The organism is Pantoea sp. C8B4, from assembly GCF_051336905.1.
Classification (GTDB): domain Bacteria; phylum Pseudomonadota; class Gammaproteobacteria; order Enterobacterales; family Enterobacteriaceae; genus Pantoea; species Pantoea rwandensis_B.
Genome location: NZ_JBGMNK010000007.1, coordinates 119,343 through 136,476, shown reverse-complemented (window position 1 = coordinate 136,476; position 17,134 = coordinate 119,343). Strand labels below are relative to the sequence as shown.

16 protein-coding genes are annotated in these 17,134 nt (G+C 53.6%); 10 read left to right on the top strand and 6 right to left on the bottom strand.

All coding sequences use genetic code 11. The annotated features are described in order from the left end of the window. Positions 1-9: 9 nt before the first annotated feature. Together aceE and pdhR are read right to left on the bottom strand one after the other, a co-directional pair. Positions 10-2,676, bottom strand: coding sequence for a pyruvate dehydrogenase (acetyl-transferring), homodimeric type (gene aceE, locus ACCW76_RS11105; protein ID WP_034829620.1), 2,667 nt, complete (start codon positions 2,674-2,676; stop codon positions 10-12). 128 nt (positions 2,677-2,804) lie between these two features. Further along, on the bottom strand, positions 2,805-3,569 hold the full coding sequence (gene pdhR, locus ACCW76_RS11100) for a pyruvate dehydrogenase complex transcriptional repressor PdhR (protein WP_034829622.1): 765 nt from the start codon (positions 3,567-3,569) through the stop codon (positions 2,805-2,807). 513 nt (positions 3,570-4,082) lie between these two features. Between pdhR and aroP the strand changes: the two genes are divergently transcribed. The 3 genes from aroP to ACCW76_RS11085 all read left to right on the top strand — a co-directional run bounded on the left by aroP (position 4,083) and on the right by ACCW76_RS11085 (position 7,957). Beyond that, positions 4,083-5,438, top strand: a complete 1,356-nt coding sequence (gene aroP, locus ACCW76_RS11095) for an aromatic amino acid transporter AroP (RefSeq protein ID WP_436338550.1) — start codon at positions 4,083-4,085, stop codon at positions 5,436-5,438. Positions 5,439-5,600: 162 nt separating this feature from the next. Continuing rightward, on the top strand, positions 5,601-7,007 hold the full coding sequence (locus ACCW76_RS11090) for a glycoside-pentoside-hexuronide (GPH):cation symporter (protein WP_200537438.1): 1,407 nt from the start codon (positions 5,601-5,603) through the stop codon (positions 7,005-7,007). After that, positions 7,004-7,957: a glycoside hydrolase family 43 protein gene (locus ACCW76_RS11085; RefSeq protein WP_436338549.1), complete on the top strand. Its 954-nt coding sequence runs from the start codon at positions 7,004-7,006 to the stop codon at positions 7,955-7,957. The genes ACCW76_RS11090 and ACCW76_RS11085 overlap by 4 nt, the downstream gene beginning before the upstream one ends. Here the strand turns inward: ACCW76_RS11085 and ampE are convergent. Continuing rightward, on the bottom strand, positions 7,939-8,793 hold the full coding sequence (gene ampE, locus ACCW76_RS11080) for a beta-lactamase regulator AmpE (protein WP_436338548.1): 855 nt from the start codon (positions 8,791-8,793) through the stop codon (positions 7,939-7,941). The genes ACCW76_RS11085 and ampE overlap by 19 nt on opposite strands. Positions 8,794-8,809: 16 nt before the next feature. Continuing rightward, a complete protein-coding gene (ampD, locus tag ACCW76_RS11075) occupies positions 8,810-9,361 on the bottom strand; it encodes a 1,6-anhydro-N-acetylmuramyl-L-alanine amidase AmpD (protein WP_045816802.1) in 552 nt (183 codons plus the stop codon). A gap of 181 nt (positions 9,362-9,542) precedes the next feature. On the opposite strand from ampD, the gene nadC reads away from it, so the two are divergent. From nadC to hofC, 4 genes are all read left to right on the top strand, one after another. Beyond that, a complete protein-coding gene (gene nadC, locus ACCW76_RS11070) occupies positions 9,543-10,439 on the top strand; it encodes a carboxylating nicotinate-nucleotide diphosphorylase (protein WP_436338547.1) in 897 nt (298 codons plus the stop codon). Positions 10,440-10,617: 178 nt separating this feature from the next. Continuing rightward, the gene (ppdD, locus tag ACCW76_RS11065) at positions 10,618-11,061 is read left to right on the top strand and encodes a prepilin peptidase-dependent pilin (RefSeq protein WP_200537435.1); all 444 of its coding nucleotides are present in this window, start codon (positions 10,618-10,620) and stop codon (positions 11,059-11,061) included. Next, the gene (gene gspE / locus ACCW76_RS11060; protein ID WP_436338546.1) at positions 11,061-12,449 is read left to right on the top strand and encodes a type II secretion system protein GspE; all 1,389 of its coding nucleotides are present in this window, start codon (positions 11,061-11,063) and stop codon (positions 12,447-12,449) included. The genes ppdD and gspE overlap by 1 nt, the downstream gene beginning before the upstream one ends. Next, the gene (gene hofC / locus ACCW76_RS11055; protein ID WP_436338545.1) at positions 12,442-13,641 is read left to right on the top strand and encodes a protein transport protein HofC; all 1,200 of its coding nucleotides are present in this window, start codon (positions 12,442-12,444) and stop codon (positions 13,639-13,641) included. Before gspE ends, hofC begins: the two co-directional genes overlap by 8 nt. Before the next feature lie 222 nt (positions 13,642-13,863). On the opposite strand, the gene ACCW76_RS11050 is transcribed toward hofC, so the two are convergent. Then, on the bottom strand, positions 13,864-14,904 hold the full coding sequence (locus tag ACCW76_RS11050; protein WP_436338544.1) for a GMP reductase: 1,041 nt from the start codon (positions 14,902-14,904) through the stop codon (positions 13,864-13,866). A 219-nt stretch (positions 14,905-15,123) separates the two neighbouring features. On the opposite strand from ACCW76_RS11050, the gene coaE reads away from it, so the two are divergent. The 3 genes from coaE to yacG are packed head-to-tail and all read left to right on the top strand — an operon-like array spanning position 15,124 to position 16,685. Continuing rightward, positions 15,124-15,732: a dephospho-CoA kinase gene (gene coaE, locus ACCW76_RS11045; RefSeq protein WP_038649058.1), complete on the top strand. Its 609-nt coding sequence runs from the start codon at positions 15,124-15,126 to the stop codon at positions 15,730-15,732. A 4-nt stretch (positions 15,733-15,736) separates the two neighbouring features. After that, positions 15,737-16,480, top strand: coding sequence for a cell division protein ZapD (zapD, locus tag ACCW76_RS11040; RefSeq protein WP_034829657.1), 744 nt, complete (start codon positions 15,737-15,739; stop codon positions 16,478-16,480). A gap of 7 nt (positions 16,481-16,487) precedes the next feature. Further along, entirely contained in the window at positions 16,488-16,685 is a 198-nt protein-coding gene (gene yacG / locus ACCW76_RS11035) for a DNA gyrase inhibitor YacG (RefSeq protein ID WP_034829659.1), read from the top strand. Positions 16,686-16,714: 29 nt separating this feature from the next. On the opposite strand, the gene mutT is transcribed toward yacG, so the two are convergent. Then, entirely contained in the window at positions 16,715-17,110 is a 396-nt protein-coding gene (gene mutT, locus ACCW76_RS11030; RefSeq protein ID WP_034829661.1) for an 8-oxo-dGTP diphosphatase MutT, read from the bottom strand. Positions 17,111-17,134: the final 24 nt, after the last annotated feature.

Below are 17,134 nucleotides of genomic sequence, written 5' to 3'. Positions count from 1 at the left end.
TCTTACCTCTTAAGCCAGACGCGGGTTAACTTTATCGGCATCGATGCTGAATTTGGTGATTGCTTCCGCCACCACTTTCTTATCGATTTCGCCGCGTTTAGCCAGCTCACCCAGCGCAGCAACCACAACATACGATGCATCCACTTCGAAGTGGTGACGCAGGTTTTCGCGGCTGTCTGAACGACCGAAGCCATCAGTACCCAGTACGCGATAATCGCTTGAAGGTACGTAGCTGCGAACCTGTTCTGCGAACAGCTTCATGTAGTCCGTTGAGGCAACAGCTGGCGCTTCGTTCATTACCTGAGCGATGTACGGCACGCGAGGCGCTTCAGTTGGGTGCAGCATGTTCCAGCGCTCACAATCCTGGCCATCACGCGCCAGTTCAGTGAACGAGGTGACGCTGTAAACGTCAGAACCGATGCCGTAGTCTTTCGCCAGGATCTGTGCGGCTTCGCGCACGTGGCGCAGGATAGAACCTGAACCCAGCAGCTGCACTTTGCCTTTGCTACCGTCTACAGTTTCCAGCTTGTAGATACCCTTACGGATACCCTCTTCCGCACCCTGCGGCATCGCAGGCATGTGGTAGTTTTCGTTCAGCGTGGTGATGTAGTAGTAGATGTTTTCCTGCGCTTCGCCGTACATACGCACCAGACCATCTTGCATGATGACCGCAACTTCGTACGCGTAAGACGGATCGTAAGAGATACAGTTCGGGATAGTCAGCGACTGAATGTGGCTATGGCCATCTTCGTGCTGCAGACCTTCACCGTTCAGCGTCGTACGACCTGAGGTACCGCCGACCAGGAAGCCGCGCGCCTGTTGGTCGCCCGCCAGCCACATCAGATCGCCAATACGCTGGAAACCGAACATTGAGTAATAGATGTAGAACGGAATCATCGGCAGGTTGTTGGTGCTGTAAGAGGTCGCCGCCGCCAGCCAGGATGAACCTGCGCCCAGCTCGTTGATCCCTTCCTGCAGAATCTGGCCTTTCTCGTCTTCTTTATAGTAAGCAACCTGCTCACGGTCCTGCGGGGTGTACTGCTGACCGTTCGGGCTGTAAATACCAATCTGACGGAACAGACCTTCCATACCGAAGGTACGTGCTTCATCCGCAAGGATTGGCACCAGACGATCTTTGATCGACTTGTTCTTCAGCATCACGTTCAGGGCACGTACAAACGCGATGGTGGTCGAGATCTCTTTGTTCTGCTCTTCCAGCAACGGTTTGAACTCTTCCAGCGTTGGCATTTCCAGCTTCTCGCTGAACTCTGCCTGACGGGTTGGCAGGTAGCCACCCAGCTTCTCACGCTGACCGTGCAGGTAGTTATATTCGTCAGAACCTTTCTCGAAGGTTACGTACGGCAGGCTTTCGATCTGATCGTCAGCCACTGGCACGTTGAAGCGATCACGGATGTAGCGAACGCCATCCATGTTCATCTTCTTCACCTGGTGCGCGATGTTTTTACCTTCCGCAGTGTCACCCATACCATAACCTTTGATGGTATGGGCCAGGATCAGGGTCGGCTGACCTTTGGTGTCCTGCGCTTTTTTCAGTGCCGCGTAGATTTTCTTCGGATCGTGACCACCACGGTTCAGGGCGAAGATCTCTTCGTCTGACCAGTCTTTCACCAGTGCTGCGGTCTCCGGGTATTTACCGAAGAAGTGCTCACGCACGTACGCGCCATCACGGGATTTGAAGGTCTGGTAGTCACCATCAACGGTTTCGTTCATCAGCTGGATCAGTTTACCGCTGGTGTCCTGCTTCAGCAGTTCATCCCAACGTGCGCCCCAGATCACTTTGATCACGTTCCAGCCAGCACCGGCAAAGATGCCTTCCAGCTCGTTGATGATTTTGCCATTACCGGTAACCGGGCCATCAAGGCGCTGCAGGTTACAGTTAATGATGAACACCAGGTTGTCCAGCTTCTCACGGGTGGCGATGGTGATCGCACCTTTAGATTCTGGCTCATCCATCTCGCCATCACCGAGGAAGGCGTAAACGGTCTGGTTAGACGTGTCTTTCAGGCCACGGTGTTCCAGATATTTCAGGAACTTCGCCTGATAGATCGCGTTCAGTGGACCCAGGCCCATAGAAACGGTTGGGAACTGCCAGAAGTCAGGCATCAGTTTCGGGTGCGGATAAGACGAGAGACCTTTACCGTGCACTTCCTGACGGAAGTTGTTCATCTGCTCTTCGGTCAGACGGCCTTCAAGGAAAGCACGTGAGTAGATGCCTGGAGAGATATGGCCCTGGAAGTAAACCAGATCGCCGCCGTCTTTATCACTGCGCGCACGGAAGAAGTGGTTGAAGCACACTTCATAAATGGTGGCAGAAGACTGGAAAGATGAGAGGTGACCACCCAGCTCCAGATCTTTCTTCGATGCACGCAGGACCGACATAATGGCGTTCCAGCGAATTGCGGAACGGATACGACGTTCAAGAGAGGTGTTGCCCGGATAGTCCGGTTCATCTTCAACAGCAATAGAGTTGATGTAGTTACTGATAGCCGACGCACCGCCAGCCACTTTCACGCCACCTTTGCGTGCTGCGTTCAATACCTGATCAAGCAGATACTGCGCGCGCTCAACACCTTCTTCACGGATGACCGATTCGATCGCCTGTAGCCAGTCACGAGTTTCGATCGGATCCACGTCATTCTGTAAACGTTCTGACATGGGGTGTGTTCCTTATCTGTGTCTAATACGTTGAATTATCAGGAGCCTGTCTGCTTGTGCTTTGCTTCTGGTTCACAGCACAAGTAAGACAGGCCCGTCGTTTATGTCCGCACGTTCGTTGCCGTGCGTTATTCCTTACGTTGCTGTAAACGACGCAGGGAGCGTTCACGACGGCTCTGCTCCCGACTTCTATCCAGCAAGATTTCCTCAATAAACGCCAGGTGACGATGGGATGCCTCGCGTGCTTGTTCTGGCTCACGAGCCACAATCGCCTCAAAGATACTGGCGCGGTGACCGCTCACTTTCGCCAGCATTTCCCGGCGAGCGTAAAGCAATTCGAAATTCTGACGGACGTTTTGTTCCAGCATAGGGCCCATGGAACGCAGCAAATGTAAAAGCACCACATTATGGGCGGCTTCTGTGACAGCGATCTGATACTTCATCACTGCATCTGCTTCGGCATCCAGATCGCCGCTGTCCTGCGCCTGTTGGATGTGAACATGGCAGTCGCGGATACGCTGCAAGTCTTCATCCGTGCCACGTAGCGCCGCATAATAGGCAGCAACACCTTCCAGTGCGTGACGGGTTTCCAGCAGGTCAAACTGGGATTCTGGATGTTCGGCAAGCAGGCTGACTAAGGGATCGCTCATGCTTTGCCAGAGATTTGTTTGCACGAAGGTACCACCGCCCTGACGGCGTAGCAGCAGGCCTTTGGCTTCCAGGCTCTGAATTGCTTCGCGCAGGGATGGACGTGAGACATCAAACTGTTTCGCCAGTTCGCGCTCGGGGAGAAGCTTTTCACCTGGCTGGAGCGTCCCTTCCATAATGAGAGACTCCAACTGTTGCTCGATCGCATCGGAGAGCTTGGGTTGGCGAATTTTACTGTAAGCCATCTTCCCTTCTTATTGTGAAAACGTCCGGAGTAAATTGGTAATACCAATTGAAAAATGGTGCCCGTAAAGTAACAAAGTATTCACCTTGTGTCTATATGGCAGGCATCACACTTCCGGGGTATATCGCTGTTACAGCGCGCTAACTTACCGTGATAAAGGCATATATTTGCTACGTAAGTGAATTGTTAACAGATTTCACTTTTACCAAACCTTACACTGAGTTAGCCCTAAGCCTTACAGGCAACCATAAGGGAAAGCTATTCGTGTTTATTGATTTTTCATGTCAGAAATAGCGCGAGCGATACCTAGTGGATAGTGCTGCTTTTTCAGCCATCTCTCAGCACAAAAAGCAAAAGCAGGTGCAAAGCGGCGCGCTTATCACTATTCTGGTCGCCATGGTAGTTTCAGCATGCACACAGCACGCCAAATACCGTAAAGAAAAGAATACATTGCGTAAAACAGCCTTACAGTGCGCGCACTGCAGGTGCACAATAACAACATCACGAGGTTTGTATGGAACAACAGCATGGCGAATCGCTGCACCGCGGCCTGAAAAATCGCCATATTCAGCTGATTGCGCTGGGCGGTGCCGTGGGTACTGGCCTGTTTCTGGGCAGCGCATCAGTGATTAAATCGGCCGGCCCGGCCGTGATTCTCGGTTATGCAATTGCAGGATTCATTGCCTTTCTGATTATGCGCCAGTTAGGTGAAATGGTAGTGGAAGAGCCGGTAGCCGGCAGCTTCAGCCACTTCGCTTACAAATACTGGGGCAACTTTGCCGGTTTTGCCTCAGGCTGGAACTACTGGGTGCTGTACGTTTTGGTCGCGATGGCCGAACTGAGTGCGGTCGGTAAATACATCCAATTCTGGTATCCCGAATTCCCTACCTGGGCCAGTGCGGCGATCTTCTTCGTCGTCATTAACGCCATCAACCTGACCAACGTTAAAGTGTTCGGGGAAATGGAGTTCTGGTTCGCGATCATCAAGGTTGTCGCGGTTATCGGCATGATCCTGTTCGGCGGCTGGCTGCTGTTCAGCGGCAACGCCGGCCCGCAGGCCAGCGTAACCAACCTATGGAGCCAGGGTGGTTTCCTGCCACACGGTATGACCGGCCTGGTGATGATGATGGCGATCATTATGTTCTCGTTTGGTGGTCTTGAGCTGGTGGGTATCACGGCGGCTGAGGCTGACAATCCGCAAGAGAGCATCCCGAAAGCCACTAACCAGGTACTGTGGCGTATCCTGATTTTCTATATTGGTTCACTGGCAGTGTTGCTGTCATTGCTGCCATGGACGCGCGTCACCGAAGAGACCAGCCCGTTCGTGCTGATCTTCCATGAATTGGGTGATGCACTGGTGGCGAATGCCCTGAACGTGGTGATCCTGACAGCCGCGCTGTCGGTCTATAACAGTTGCGTGTATTGCAACAGCCGTATGCTGTTCGGCTTAGCGCAGCAGGGCAATGCGCCAAAAGCGCTGCTCAATGTTGATAAACGCGGCGTGCCAGTTGCTACGATTCTGGTGTCTGCAGTCGCCACAGCGCTGTGCGTCCTGATCAACTACCTGATGCCGGGTGAAGCGTTTGGCCTGCTGATGTCACTGGTGGTTTCTGCGCTGGTGATCAACTGGGCGATGATCAGCCTGGCACACATGAAATTCCGCAAGAAGAAAGACCAGCAGGGTGTGACTACGCGCTTTAAAGCGGTGCTCTATCCGTTTGGTAACTGGCTCTGCCTGGCCTTCATGGCGGCAGTACTGGTGATCATGGCGATCACACCGGGTATGGCGATTTCTGTTTGGTTGATTCCTGTCTGGATCATTATCCTGGCTGTGGGTTACACCATCAAAAATAAAGTGCAAAAAGCCTAATGTATGCCCTTGCCCGGCGCGCCGTCGCCGGGCAACACTTCTGATCTGCCTCACACTTTTCTACGCCCACCTGTTTTGTCCATCTACGTGACCAATTGTTCCCCAGCAGGTTACTGATTTAACGCTGATAATTTCGTCTCACCTTGTCGCTGGAGACGAACAATGAAAGGCGCAGCACTCTCATTCAGAGAGAAACTGGGATACGGCATGGGCGATGCCGGATGTAATATGATCGGCGGCGCGATCATGCTTTTCCTTAACTATTTTTACACCGATGTGTTTGGCCTTGCGCCTGCGCTGGTCGGTACACTGCTACTTTCTGTTCGCGTGCTGGATGCGGTCACCGATCCGATTATGGGCGCCATCGCCGATCGTACTCAAAGCCGCTGGGGACGATTCCGCCCGTGGCTACTGTGGGTTTCCGTACCCTATGTGCTGTTCAGCGTGTTGATGTTCACCACCCCAGACTGGAGTTATGACAACAAAGTTATCTGGGCCTTTGTCACCTACTTCCTGATGTCGCTCACCTACACCGCCATCAATATTCCTTACTGCTCGTTGGGCGGTGTGATTACCAACGATCCCGGTGAGCGTGTGTCCTGCCAATCTTACCGCTTTGTGATGGTTGGCGTGGCGACACTGATTCTGTCGCTATCACTGCTACCGATGGCCGAGTGGTTTGGCGGTGACAATAAAGCGCGCGGGTATCAGATGGCGATGAGCGTGCTGGCGCTGATAGGTCTGGTGATGTTCCTGTTCTGTTTTGCCACGGTACGCGAACGTATTCGTCCAGCCGCGCCCAGTAATGATGATTTGAAGAAAGACCTGCGTGACGTCTGGAAGAACGATCAATGGGTGCGCATTCTCCTCCTCACCTTCTGCAATGTTTGTCCCGGCTTTATCCGCATGGCCGCCACCATGTATTACGTTACCTGGGTGATGGGGCAATCCACGCATTTTGCCACGCTGTTTATTAGCCTGGGTGTGATTGGCATGATGTTCGGCAGTACGCTGGCAAAAATCCTCACCGACCGCTGGTGCAAGCTGAAGGTGTTTTTCTGGACCAATATCGCGCTGGCACTCTTCTCCTGCGGTTTCTATTGGATTGATCCTCACGCGACAGTGGCAGTGGTTGTCGCTTACTTCCTGCTTAATATCCTGCATCAAATCCCGTCGCCACTGCATTGGTCGCTGATGGCGGATGTCGATGATTATGGCGAATGGAAAACGGGGAAACGTATCACCGGTATGAGCTTTTCCGGCAATCTGTTCTTCCTGAAAGTCGGCCTGGCTGTGGCTGGCGCGATGGTCGGTTTCCTGCTCTCGATTTATGGATATGACGCAAGCGCTCAACAGCAACAGCCTTCGGCCATCAACGGCATCATGCTGCTGTTTACCGTGATTCCCGGTGTCGGCTATCTGATCACCGCCGGTGTGGTGCGCTTGCTGAAGGTGGATCGCAAACTCATGCGCATCATTCAGGATGATCTTGCGCTACGCCGTGCCAACGCACGTGAATTATCCCCTGCCTCACTGACTGTCACCCCGCAACCTGGAGAGATCAAATGAGCTGGCCAAATCCCTTTATTACCCAACGCGCCGATCCATTTATCCTGCGTCATGCCGCAGGCTACTTCTTCGTGGCATCGGTGCCAGAGTATGACCGACTCGAAATTCGTCACGCTGACACGCTGAACGGCCTGATTGAGGCCGAAGCGGTGACGGTGTGGCGTAAACCCGATACCGGACCGTTCAGTGCGTTGATTTGGGCACCCGAACTGCATCATATCAATGGGCAATGGGTGATTTACTTTGCTGCTGCCCCAACGCGCGACATCAAAGATGGTCTGTTTCAGCATCGCATGTATGCGCTGGTGTGTGATGACAACGATCCGCTTTCCGGCCACTGGCAACCTGTTCGCCGTGTGTTTACCCCAATCGACTCTTTTTCGCTCGATGCGACGCATTTCGTGCATCAGGGCAAAAACTGGTATCTGTGGGCACAGAAGGATCCCGCTATTCCGGGCAATTCCAATCTCTATCTCGCGGAATTGCTGAATCCCTGGACGCTGAAAAGCGCACCGGTGATGCTCAGCCGGCCGGAGTATGAGTGGGAGTGTGCAGGCTTTAGCGTCAATGAGGGCCCAGCGGTTATTCAGCACGGCGATCGGCTGTTTGTCACCTATTCCGCCAGCGCAACTGATGAGAATTACTGTCTGGGAATACTCAGCATCGACATGATGGCCGATCCCCTCGACAGCACTGCCTGGCAGAAATCTGCGCGTCCAGTCTTCACCACCAGTTGGGAAAATCAACAGTATGGGCCGGGGCATAACAGCTTTACGCGGGACGAAAAAGGCAGGGATGTGCTGGTGTATCACGCACGGAATTACACTGAAATTGAAGGCGATCCGTTATGGGATCCGAACCGTCATACACGACTGAAGTACATCGAATGGCGTGAAGACGGCACACCGGATTTCGGTGTACCGCCAGCCGATCACACCAGCGTGCCGTAAATGGTCAGCAGCGCGACCACGACCACCAGCACTAACGATATCCGCTTCGCCAGCGCCACGGCCACCCGTGGCGTTTCCACTTTATCCATATGCGGATCGCGCGCCAGCGAGAACTGCGCCAGACTGGTCAGCACCTGATATTGCGAACGATGCCGATCGCTTAGCGAGGCAAACCACGCAGGCAATGCCCGCTCACCATGGCCTAACAGCGCATAAGCCACCCCCGCCAGACGCACCGGTATCCAGTCCAGCACGTGCAGTATGCTGTCTACACCTGACTGCGCGCGCTCCAGTGGAGAATGGTGTTTTGCCAGCCAACTCTGCCAGGCGCGCAGGAAGGCATACCCCACCAGCAGCACAGGGCCGTAAGGCCCTCCCACCACAAACCAAAACAGTGGCGCGAGGTAAAAGCGGAAGTTAATCCAAATCAGCGCATTTTGTAGCTCACGCAAAAACTCACGCTCACTGCACTCAACGGGTACACCATGAATCAGTGTCAGTTCCGCTGCCATGGCCTGATGCGCCGCTTCATCATCGTGGCTGGCGGCTTTCAGGTAGCGATGATAGTGCAGACGCACAGAACCTGCGCCGATACACAACAAGCCCACCACAATCCAGAATGCCAGTTGTGCCACGCCAAACAGAATGCCTTTCAGGCTCCACACCAGCAGCCAGACAATCAGCATCGCGATGAGGGTCATCACCACTGTGCGCAACAGTGAAAATCGCTGGCGTCCGCGAAACAGCGGCTCCAGACGATGATCCAGTTGCCAATGCTCACCCAATTTAAACAGGCGTTCCCAACCTAACACTAATAACAAGCTAAACAACGTCATACCTGCTCCTGCTGTTTCAGGGATTCTCCTGCCTGATAGACTCTTTATAGCGTATCCAGTCAAATGCGGGGCCTGGATCGGTTTTGCGCTGTGGCGCGATATCGCTGTGTCCGGTGATGCGTTCCAGCGTCAGCGGATAGTGCTTAAGCAACAAGGCCGTGACCTTTTTTAAGGTCTTATACTGCGCGTCGGTATACGGCAACGTATCCGTGCCTTCCAGCTCAATGCCCATTGAGAAATCATTACAGTTTTCTCGCCCGGCAAATTGCGACACACCGGCATGCCAGGCACGCTGATCAAACGAAACATACTGCACCAACTCACCATCACGACGAATCAGGCAGTGCGCCGCCACGCGCAGCTGCGCGATATCGGCAAAATAGGGGTGGGCATCCGGCGGCAAGGTCCCGGTAAACAATTGATCAATCCACGGGCCACCAAATTCACCCGGAGGCAAACTGATGTTATGAATAATCAGCAACGAGGGAATTTCATTTTCCGGTCGTTGATTAAAGTGCGGCGAGGGCACTTTGCGCGCGCTGGTGATCCAGCCATCTTCCAGTTTCATGCTCTAAATCCCAGGCAAAATCAGGCTGAGAATAACATGTTTCCCCTTTTCGGCTTGTGACTTAATGCGAACGGCGATAGATGTTAAGGATACTAAACATTTCAGCTATCACGACTGGCAATAGGCCATAAATCAGGCTAAGGTGAGCGCAGTTAAATCCGATTAATGGAGTGGCATAAGCATGGCATCGCGTCGTTACGATCCCGATCATCGTCGTCAGGAACTGATTAAGCGTATTGAACAGGACATCCCCGAAGCCGTTGCGCGCGCACTTCAGGAGGATTTAGGTGGTGAGGTGGATGCTGACCGTGACATCACTGCCCTACTCTTACCGGAAGAAAAACAGGCCGAAGCACAGATCATCACGCGTGAACCCGGTGTTTTTTGTGGTAAACGCTGGGTACAAGAAGTGTTCATCCAACTGGGTAACAAAGTCGCGATTATCTGGCATGTTGAAGACGGCCAGCCCGTGGTGGCTGATCAGCTGCTGTTCGAATTAAAAGGCCCGGCTCGTCTGCTCTTAACCGCTGAGCGGACCGCATTGAACTTCGTACAAACGCTTTCCGGCGTAGCCACAGAAGTCAGTCATTATGTCGAGTTGCTCGATGGCAGCGAAACGCAATTGCTGGATACACGCAAGACCTTGCCAGGCCTGCGTACAGCGCTGAAATATGCCGTATTGTGCGGCGGCGGCAGTAACCATCGGCTAGGTCTTTCCGATGCCTTCCTGATCAAAGAAAACCATATTATCGCCAGCGGTTCGGTTCGCAAAGCCGTTGAGAAAGCGCTGTGGCTGGATCCCGATGTACCGGTTGAAGTTGAGGTAGAAAGCCTGCAAGAACTGCAGGATGCGATTGATGCCGGTGCCGACATTATCATGCTGGATAACTTTAGCTTCGAGATGATGCATGAAGCCGTCCTTCTCACCGACAAACGTGCCCTGCTGGAAGTTTCCGGTAACGTCACGGAAGCAACACTGCCGCAGATAGCTAAAACGGGCGTCGACTTCGTTTCGGTGGGCGCTTTGACCAAGCATGTGCGCGCTATGGATCTCTCCATGCGTTTTCGAGAACACTAATTTCCCTCCTCTTACCGCCGCCTCTGCGCGGCGGTTTGTGAGTTATCTTCCCGTTTACTGTTACTTCTTCTGCAAACGCTGCGATTCATTACATCCTGCCTTCCAGCGTTAAACAGTCTCACTATCGCTTTCTGACGCCGTTTTCTACCTTAGCCGCTCCACAACCAGGAGCTGAATAATGGATAGACAACAAGGTTTTACCCTCATCGAATTGATGATAGTGATTGGCATTGTGGCCATTCTTAGTGCTATTGGCCTGCCCAGCTACCAAAATTATCTACAACGCGCCGCGCTGACCGACATGCTGCAAACCATGGTGCCTTATAAAACCGCCGTGGAACTCTGCGCAATTGAACGTGGCGGCCCCACTCAGTGCCAGGCGGGCACAGGCGGGATTCCTGCTGCCAAAGGTTCGCGCTATGTGGCCTCGCTCAGCGTCGTGAATGGCGCAATCACCTTAACGGGTCAGGAGAGTCTTACCGGGTTGAGTGTGGAAATGACACCAATATGGAACACCACGGAAGGCACTCTGGACTGGCAACGCAGTTGCACCAGTACCAATGCCAGCCTGCGTGACAGCTGCCTTGAACAGTTCCGCTTCACCGATAAGGACACGCGCTGATGCCACAGCCCAACACCCCACTACAGATATTATGTGCACGTTACCAGGCTGTGATGCTTCAGCATGACGCCACATCACTGCGCGTCGCAGTAGCCGAGACGCCCGATCCGCTGCTGCTGGAAGCCCTGCAATTCGCCAGCCAGTGCAAAGTCGAAGTCGAGTGCTGGCCTGCGGCACGACTGGAGCAACTCCTGCACAACCCTGATGACTCAGCGAAGTTACACGAACCGGCCGCCACCGAAACAGCGATTAATGCCGTTGAACAGATTTTGCGTCAGGCGATCCAACGCCGTGCTTCTGACGTGCATTTTGAACCTCAGCAGCAGGGGTTACGCGTCCGATTTCGTATTGATGGTGTTTTGCACAAGCTGTCACATTTGCCAGATGCACCAACGGCTGCGGTGCTTGCCAGACTGAAAATCCTCGGCGGGCTGGATATCGCCGAGCGTCGCTTGCCACAAGATGGGCAATTCACACTGAACCTTGACGATCAACAGGCCGCATTTCGCCTCTCTACTTTACCCATTAGTCACGGTGAGAAAGCCGTGGTGAGACTGCTGCAAAGTGAAAACAGCGCGATCACACTGGATAAACTCGGCATGCCGGTTGCCCAACTCCGGTTACTGAAGCACGCGCTGGCTAAACCTCAGGGACTGATACTGGTCACCGGGCCTACCGGCAGCGGTAAAACCTTCACTCTTTATAGCGGATTAAGCGCTCTGAATGTGCCGGATAAAAATGTCTGCAGTGTAGAGGATCCCGTTGAAATTCCTTTGGAGGGCATTAACCAGACGCAAATCCAACCGCGTAGCGGGCTCGATTTTAACCGTGTACTGCGGGCTCTGCTGCGACAAGATCCGGATGTGATTATGGTGGGTGAAATCCGCGATGCCGAAACGGCCAGCATTGCCGTTAAAGCGGCGCAGACCGGGCACCTGGTGCTATCAACATTGCACACCAATTCGACGGCGGAAACACTCACTCGTCTGCGACAGATGGATATTCCCGGTTACTTGCTCGGCCCGGCCTTACAGTTAGTCATCGCGCAGCGTCTGGTACGACGGCTCTGCGAGCACTGCCGCCAGCCAGCACAGGCCCTTGCACATCTGCCACACGACATTTGGCCTGGCACCTTACAAACCTGGCGCGCCCCAGGCTGTGACCACTGCTTCTCGGGCTATTACGGGCGTCTGGCATTATTTGAGGTGCTGCCGATGAGTAACAAATTACAAAACGCGATTTCAGCTGACATGCCGCTGGAGCACATTATCTCACTGGCCAGTGAAGGCGGGATGAAAACCCTGCTCGCCGCCGGGTTGGAGGCTGTGAGTCGCGGTGACACCTCCTTTGAAGAAGTTCAGCGGGTTGTGGGATTGGAGGATGGCTAATCTCTACCATTATCGCTGGCAGGCGCTGGACACCCAGGGTGCGTTACGGCAAGGAACCTCATTAGTTGCCAGTCAGGAAGTGCTCCTGCAGCAACTCTCAGATCGCGGTATGCTGCCGGTTAGCTGGCAGCGTGGACAATGCTGGCGCACGCGTGACTGGAAGTGGCAGCACAAAATTGACCTTGTTCGTCAGTTGGCTACCTTGCTCAAGGCAGGATTGCCGCTAGCGGAGAGTTTGACCTTGCTGGCTGAGGGGCACCCGCATGCTGGCTGGCGCGAACTGCTTAATGAATTGCAACGTCGGGTCATGGCCGGAGAGGCATTTTCATCTGCACTTCGCGCCTGGCCGCAGATCTTCCCTGCGCTGTTTCCGGCATTAATGGAAGTGGGTGAACTCACCGGTCAGCTCGATGAATGCTGTCGCCAGCTGGCGGTACAGCAAAGCAAGCAACAGCACTTGAGACAGAAAGTGGTTAAAGCTCTGCGCTATCCACTGTTTATCTTGCTGGTAGCGCTGGCGGTGAGTGCGGGCATGTTGCTGTTTGTGCTGCCCGAATTTGTCTCCGTATATGCCAGTTTTGATGCCCCCCTTCCCGCCTTCACCGCCGCCGTGATGAGTCTGTCAGCGTTTTTACAACAGGCGGCGATCCCCCTGGCGCTAACGATAATGTGCATATTGTTCGGCGCAAGGTGGCTTTACCGTGGTTCCGTGCACTGGCAAATACGTGTTCATCATTGGCTATTGCGTCTGCCGTTACTTTCAACACTCTGGCGCGGTGGTCAGCTCAGCCAGATTTACGCCGTCCTGCAATTAACGCAGCAGGCCGGACTCACTTTATTACAAAGCCTGCAAGCCGTTGAGGTCACGCTGGGATCGCCACTGTGGCGTGAAGCGATTATCGCGTTACAGCGGCATATCGCTGGCGGCTCACCACTGCATCAGGCTATGCAGCATCATCTGCTTTTCACCGCACTCTGTGCACAACTGATCCGGGTCGGTGAGGAAGCGGGGGCGCTGGATGTCATGCTGGCACGATTAGCGGAGTGGCATGAAGCACAAACGCTGATGAGGGCTGATGCACTGGCGGCTTCGCTCGAGCCCTTGATGATGATTGTGATCGGTGGAATTGTCGGGACGTTAGTGATTGCCATGTATCTGCCGGTATTTGGCTTAGGCGATGCGATTCGTTGACAGGTGCGCGCGGTGCGCACCTGTCTTCAACCTTCAGCCTTCAGCCTTCAGCCTTCAGCCTTCAGCCTTCAACCTTCAACCTTCAACTTTCAACTTTCAACTTTCAACTTTCAACTTTCAACCATCGATAATCGACCATCAGCCATCAGCCATCAGCCATCAGCCATCAGCCATTAGCCATTAGCCATTAGCCATTAGCCATTAGCCATTAGCCATTAGCCATCAGCGCGTGAATACCCGATTTTCCTGTTCCGCCACACGAATAAACGTGGTGCGCTTTGTCAGTTCTTTAAGGCGTGCTGCCCCTACGTAAGTGCAGGCCGAACGCAGGCCGCCGAGGATATCCTTCACGGTGTCCTCCACCGGGCCACGCAGTGGCAGACGAACGGTTTTCCCTTCTGCAGCACGATACTGGGCAACACCGCCGACATGGCGTTTCATCGCGGATTCAGAGCTCATACCATAGAACAACATAAACTGTTCGCCCTGCTCTTCGACGACGTTCCCCTCGCACTCATCGTGCGCCGCCAGCATGCCGCCGAGCATGACAAAATCTGCCCCGCCGCCGAAAGCTTTCGCAATATCACCCGGCACCGAACAGCCGCCATCGCTGACGATCTGGCCGCCGAGGCCATGCGCCGCATCTGCACACTCAATCACCGCAGACAGTTGCGGGTAGCCGACGCCGGTTTTGACTCGCGTAGTGCAGACAGAACCGGGACCAATGCCGACTTTGACGATATCTGCGCCAGAAAGAATCAGCTCCTCGACCATTTCACCGGTCACCACATTACCCGCGCAGATGGTTTTGCCTGGAAAACTTTCACGCACTCGTTGCAGGAACTCAACAAAGTGCTCGGAGTAACCATTGGCAACATCAATGCAGATGAAATTGAGCTGTGACGATAGGGCGAGAATCGCGGTGAGTTTACTGAAATCGGCTTCGGAGGTACCGGATGACACCATCACATGCCCGAGCACTGCAGCCGGTACGCGCTGGATAAATGCCTGCCAGGCTTCCACGCTGTAGTGTTTATGCACTGCAGTCAGAACATTGAAGCCCGCCAGCGCTTCGGCCATGGTGAATGTGCCCACGGTGTCCATATTGGCGGCAATCACCGGAACGCCGGTCCAGTGCAGACCTGAATGCTTGAAAGCGTAGGTGCGTTCGAGTTCAACCTCAGAACGGCTTTTCAGGGTGGAGCGTTTGGGGCGGATCAAAACATCTTTAAAGCCCAGTTTTAAATCTTCTTCAATACGCATAGCTGAGTGTCCTGGTTAGTGACGACGAACCGCAGTTCGGGTAGCGCTCACGGCTCCAGTGTCGTTATCATACGCGCCATTCGTTCCGCGACAAGACTGCGAATTTCACTTTATTTAAGCTACAATCCCTTAAATTTAGCTGAGAAAATTGATTGTGATCATGCTCTCATCTTATTGCGGCTGATGGTCGCCCAATGAAGACAATTTTGAGAGAACGCTATGCCTTTTACCGTTGCGCTCACCGGAGGAATTGGCAGTGGTAAAAGCACCATTGCCAACGCTTTCGCCGCGCTAGGCGTTGATATTATTGATGCTGATGTGATTGCACGAGAAGTGGTTGAACCTGGTTCACCCGCCCTGCAGGCGATCGTTAAACGCCATGGTGAGTCAATATTGACCGCCGAAGGAGCGTTGTATCGGGCACGGCTGCGCGAGATTATTTTTCAGCAGCCGAAAGAAAAAAACTGGCTAAATCAGCTGCTTCATCCTCTTATCAATGCCCGTACGCAGCAGCTAAAATTATTGGCAACGTCACCCTATGTGTTATGGGTGGTGCCACTATTGGTGGAAAACGGGTTACAGCATCAGGCTGACCGGGTTCTGGTGGTTGATGTGGATGAAGCTACGCAGTTGCGGCGTACTCAGCAGCGTGATGGCATCACACTTAGCCAGGCAAAAAATATTCTTGCCGCACAGGCCAGCCGCGAGCAGCGTCTGGCCTGTGCGGATGACATCATCGATAACAGTGGTACGCCCGAGCAGGCGTTGCCGCGCGTTGCTGAACTTCACCAGCGTTATTTACGCCTGGCAGCAACCGGACAGGATTAACATCATGAGTACAGTCGTTCTGTTTGAACACCCGCTGAATGAGAAGATGCGCACATGGCTGCGCGTGGAGTCATTACTTAACCAACTGCATGAAACGGTGCCTGTGGTGAATTCCGTCTCTGCATTAGGGGTATTTCGCATCATTGGTGATCTGTTAGATATCTTTGAGCGCGGTGATATGCGTACCGAGCTATTGAAAGAGCTGGAGCGCCAGCAGCAGAAACTTCGCGCCTGGCTTGATGTGCCTGGTGTGGACGAACACACCGTCAGCAGCCTGCGTGATCGATTAAAACAGCAATCCAGCGAGCTGAATGCGGCACCACGTATGGGTCAGCAGTTGCGCGAAGATCGGTTGATTGGATTGGTACGCCAGCGATTGAGCATTCCTGGTGGCTGCTGCAGTTTTGATTTGCCGAGCCTGCATATCTGGCTGCACCAGCAGCAGTCCCAGCGGGATTCGCAGGTTAACGGCTGGCTAGCGTCACTGGTTCCTCTGCGCAATAGTCTGACCATGATCCTCGATCTGGTGCGTCAGTCAGGCGTATTTCGCCATCAAACCAGCCTGAACGGTTTTTACCAGGATAATGCCGAAGGTTCGGATTTGTTGCGTCTCCAGCTCACCCTCGAAGATGCGCTGTACCCGCAGGTTTCAGGCCATAAAAGCCGTTATGCCATTCGATTCCTGCCACTGGACAGCGAGCGCGGTGAAGTGCCAGCCCGATTGAATTTTGAATTAGCGTGTTGTTGAGGTTGTTATGCAGGAAGAGATGATTACCGTACCTTGTCCCAACTGCGGTAAAGATGTGATGTGGGATGAACTGAGTCCGTGGCGCCCGTTCTGCAGCAAGCGCTGCCAGCTGATTGATTTGGGCGAATGGGCCGCGGAAGAGAAGCGCATTCCCAGCGATAGCGATCTGACCGACAGCGATGACTGGAGCGAAGAACAGCATTAACAAGAGATAAGGGGCTTACGCCCCTTCGCTTAAATTTCGTCAGCCACCAGGCGAGCGATAAGTTCGTGGTTGGCAGGAGGAAACTCTTCCGCGACTAAATCACGCTGTTCCACCCAACGCTGAGGCTGTCCTTCACGGCCGTACGGCTCACCGTTCCATCCTTCCACCAGGAAGAAGTGCAATGTGACGCGCAGATCGTCATAGCTATGATCGGCCAGACCAATCGCCTTCGCGGCTGTCACCTCAATGCCGGTCTCTTCCATCAACTCGCGTTTTAACGCTTGTTCAGCGGTTTCATCCTGTTCAATTTTTCCGCCAGGAAACTCCCATTTATTCGCCATGTAGGAGCTTGCCGCACGCTGGGCAAGGAAGATCTGACGGCTGGCATTGCGAATGATGCCCACTGCGACTTGCAGGTGTTTCATAAGCTGAATTCCGCTTTTAATTAA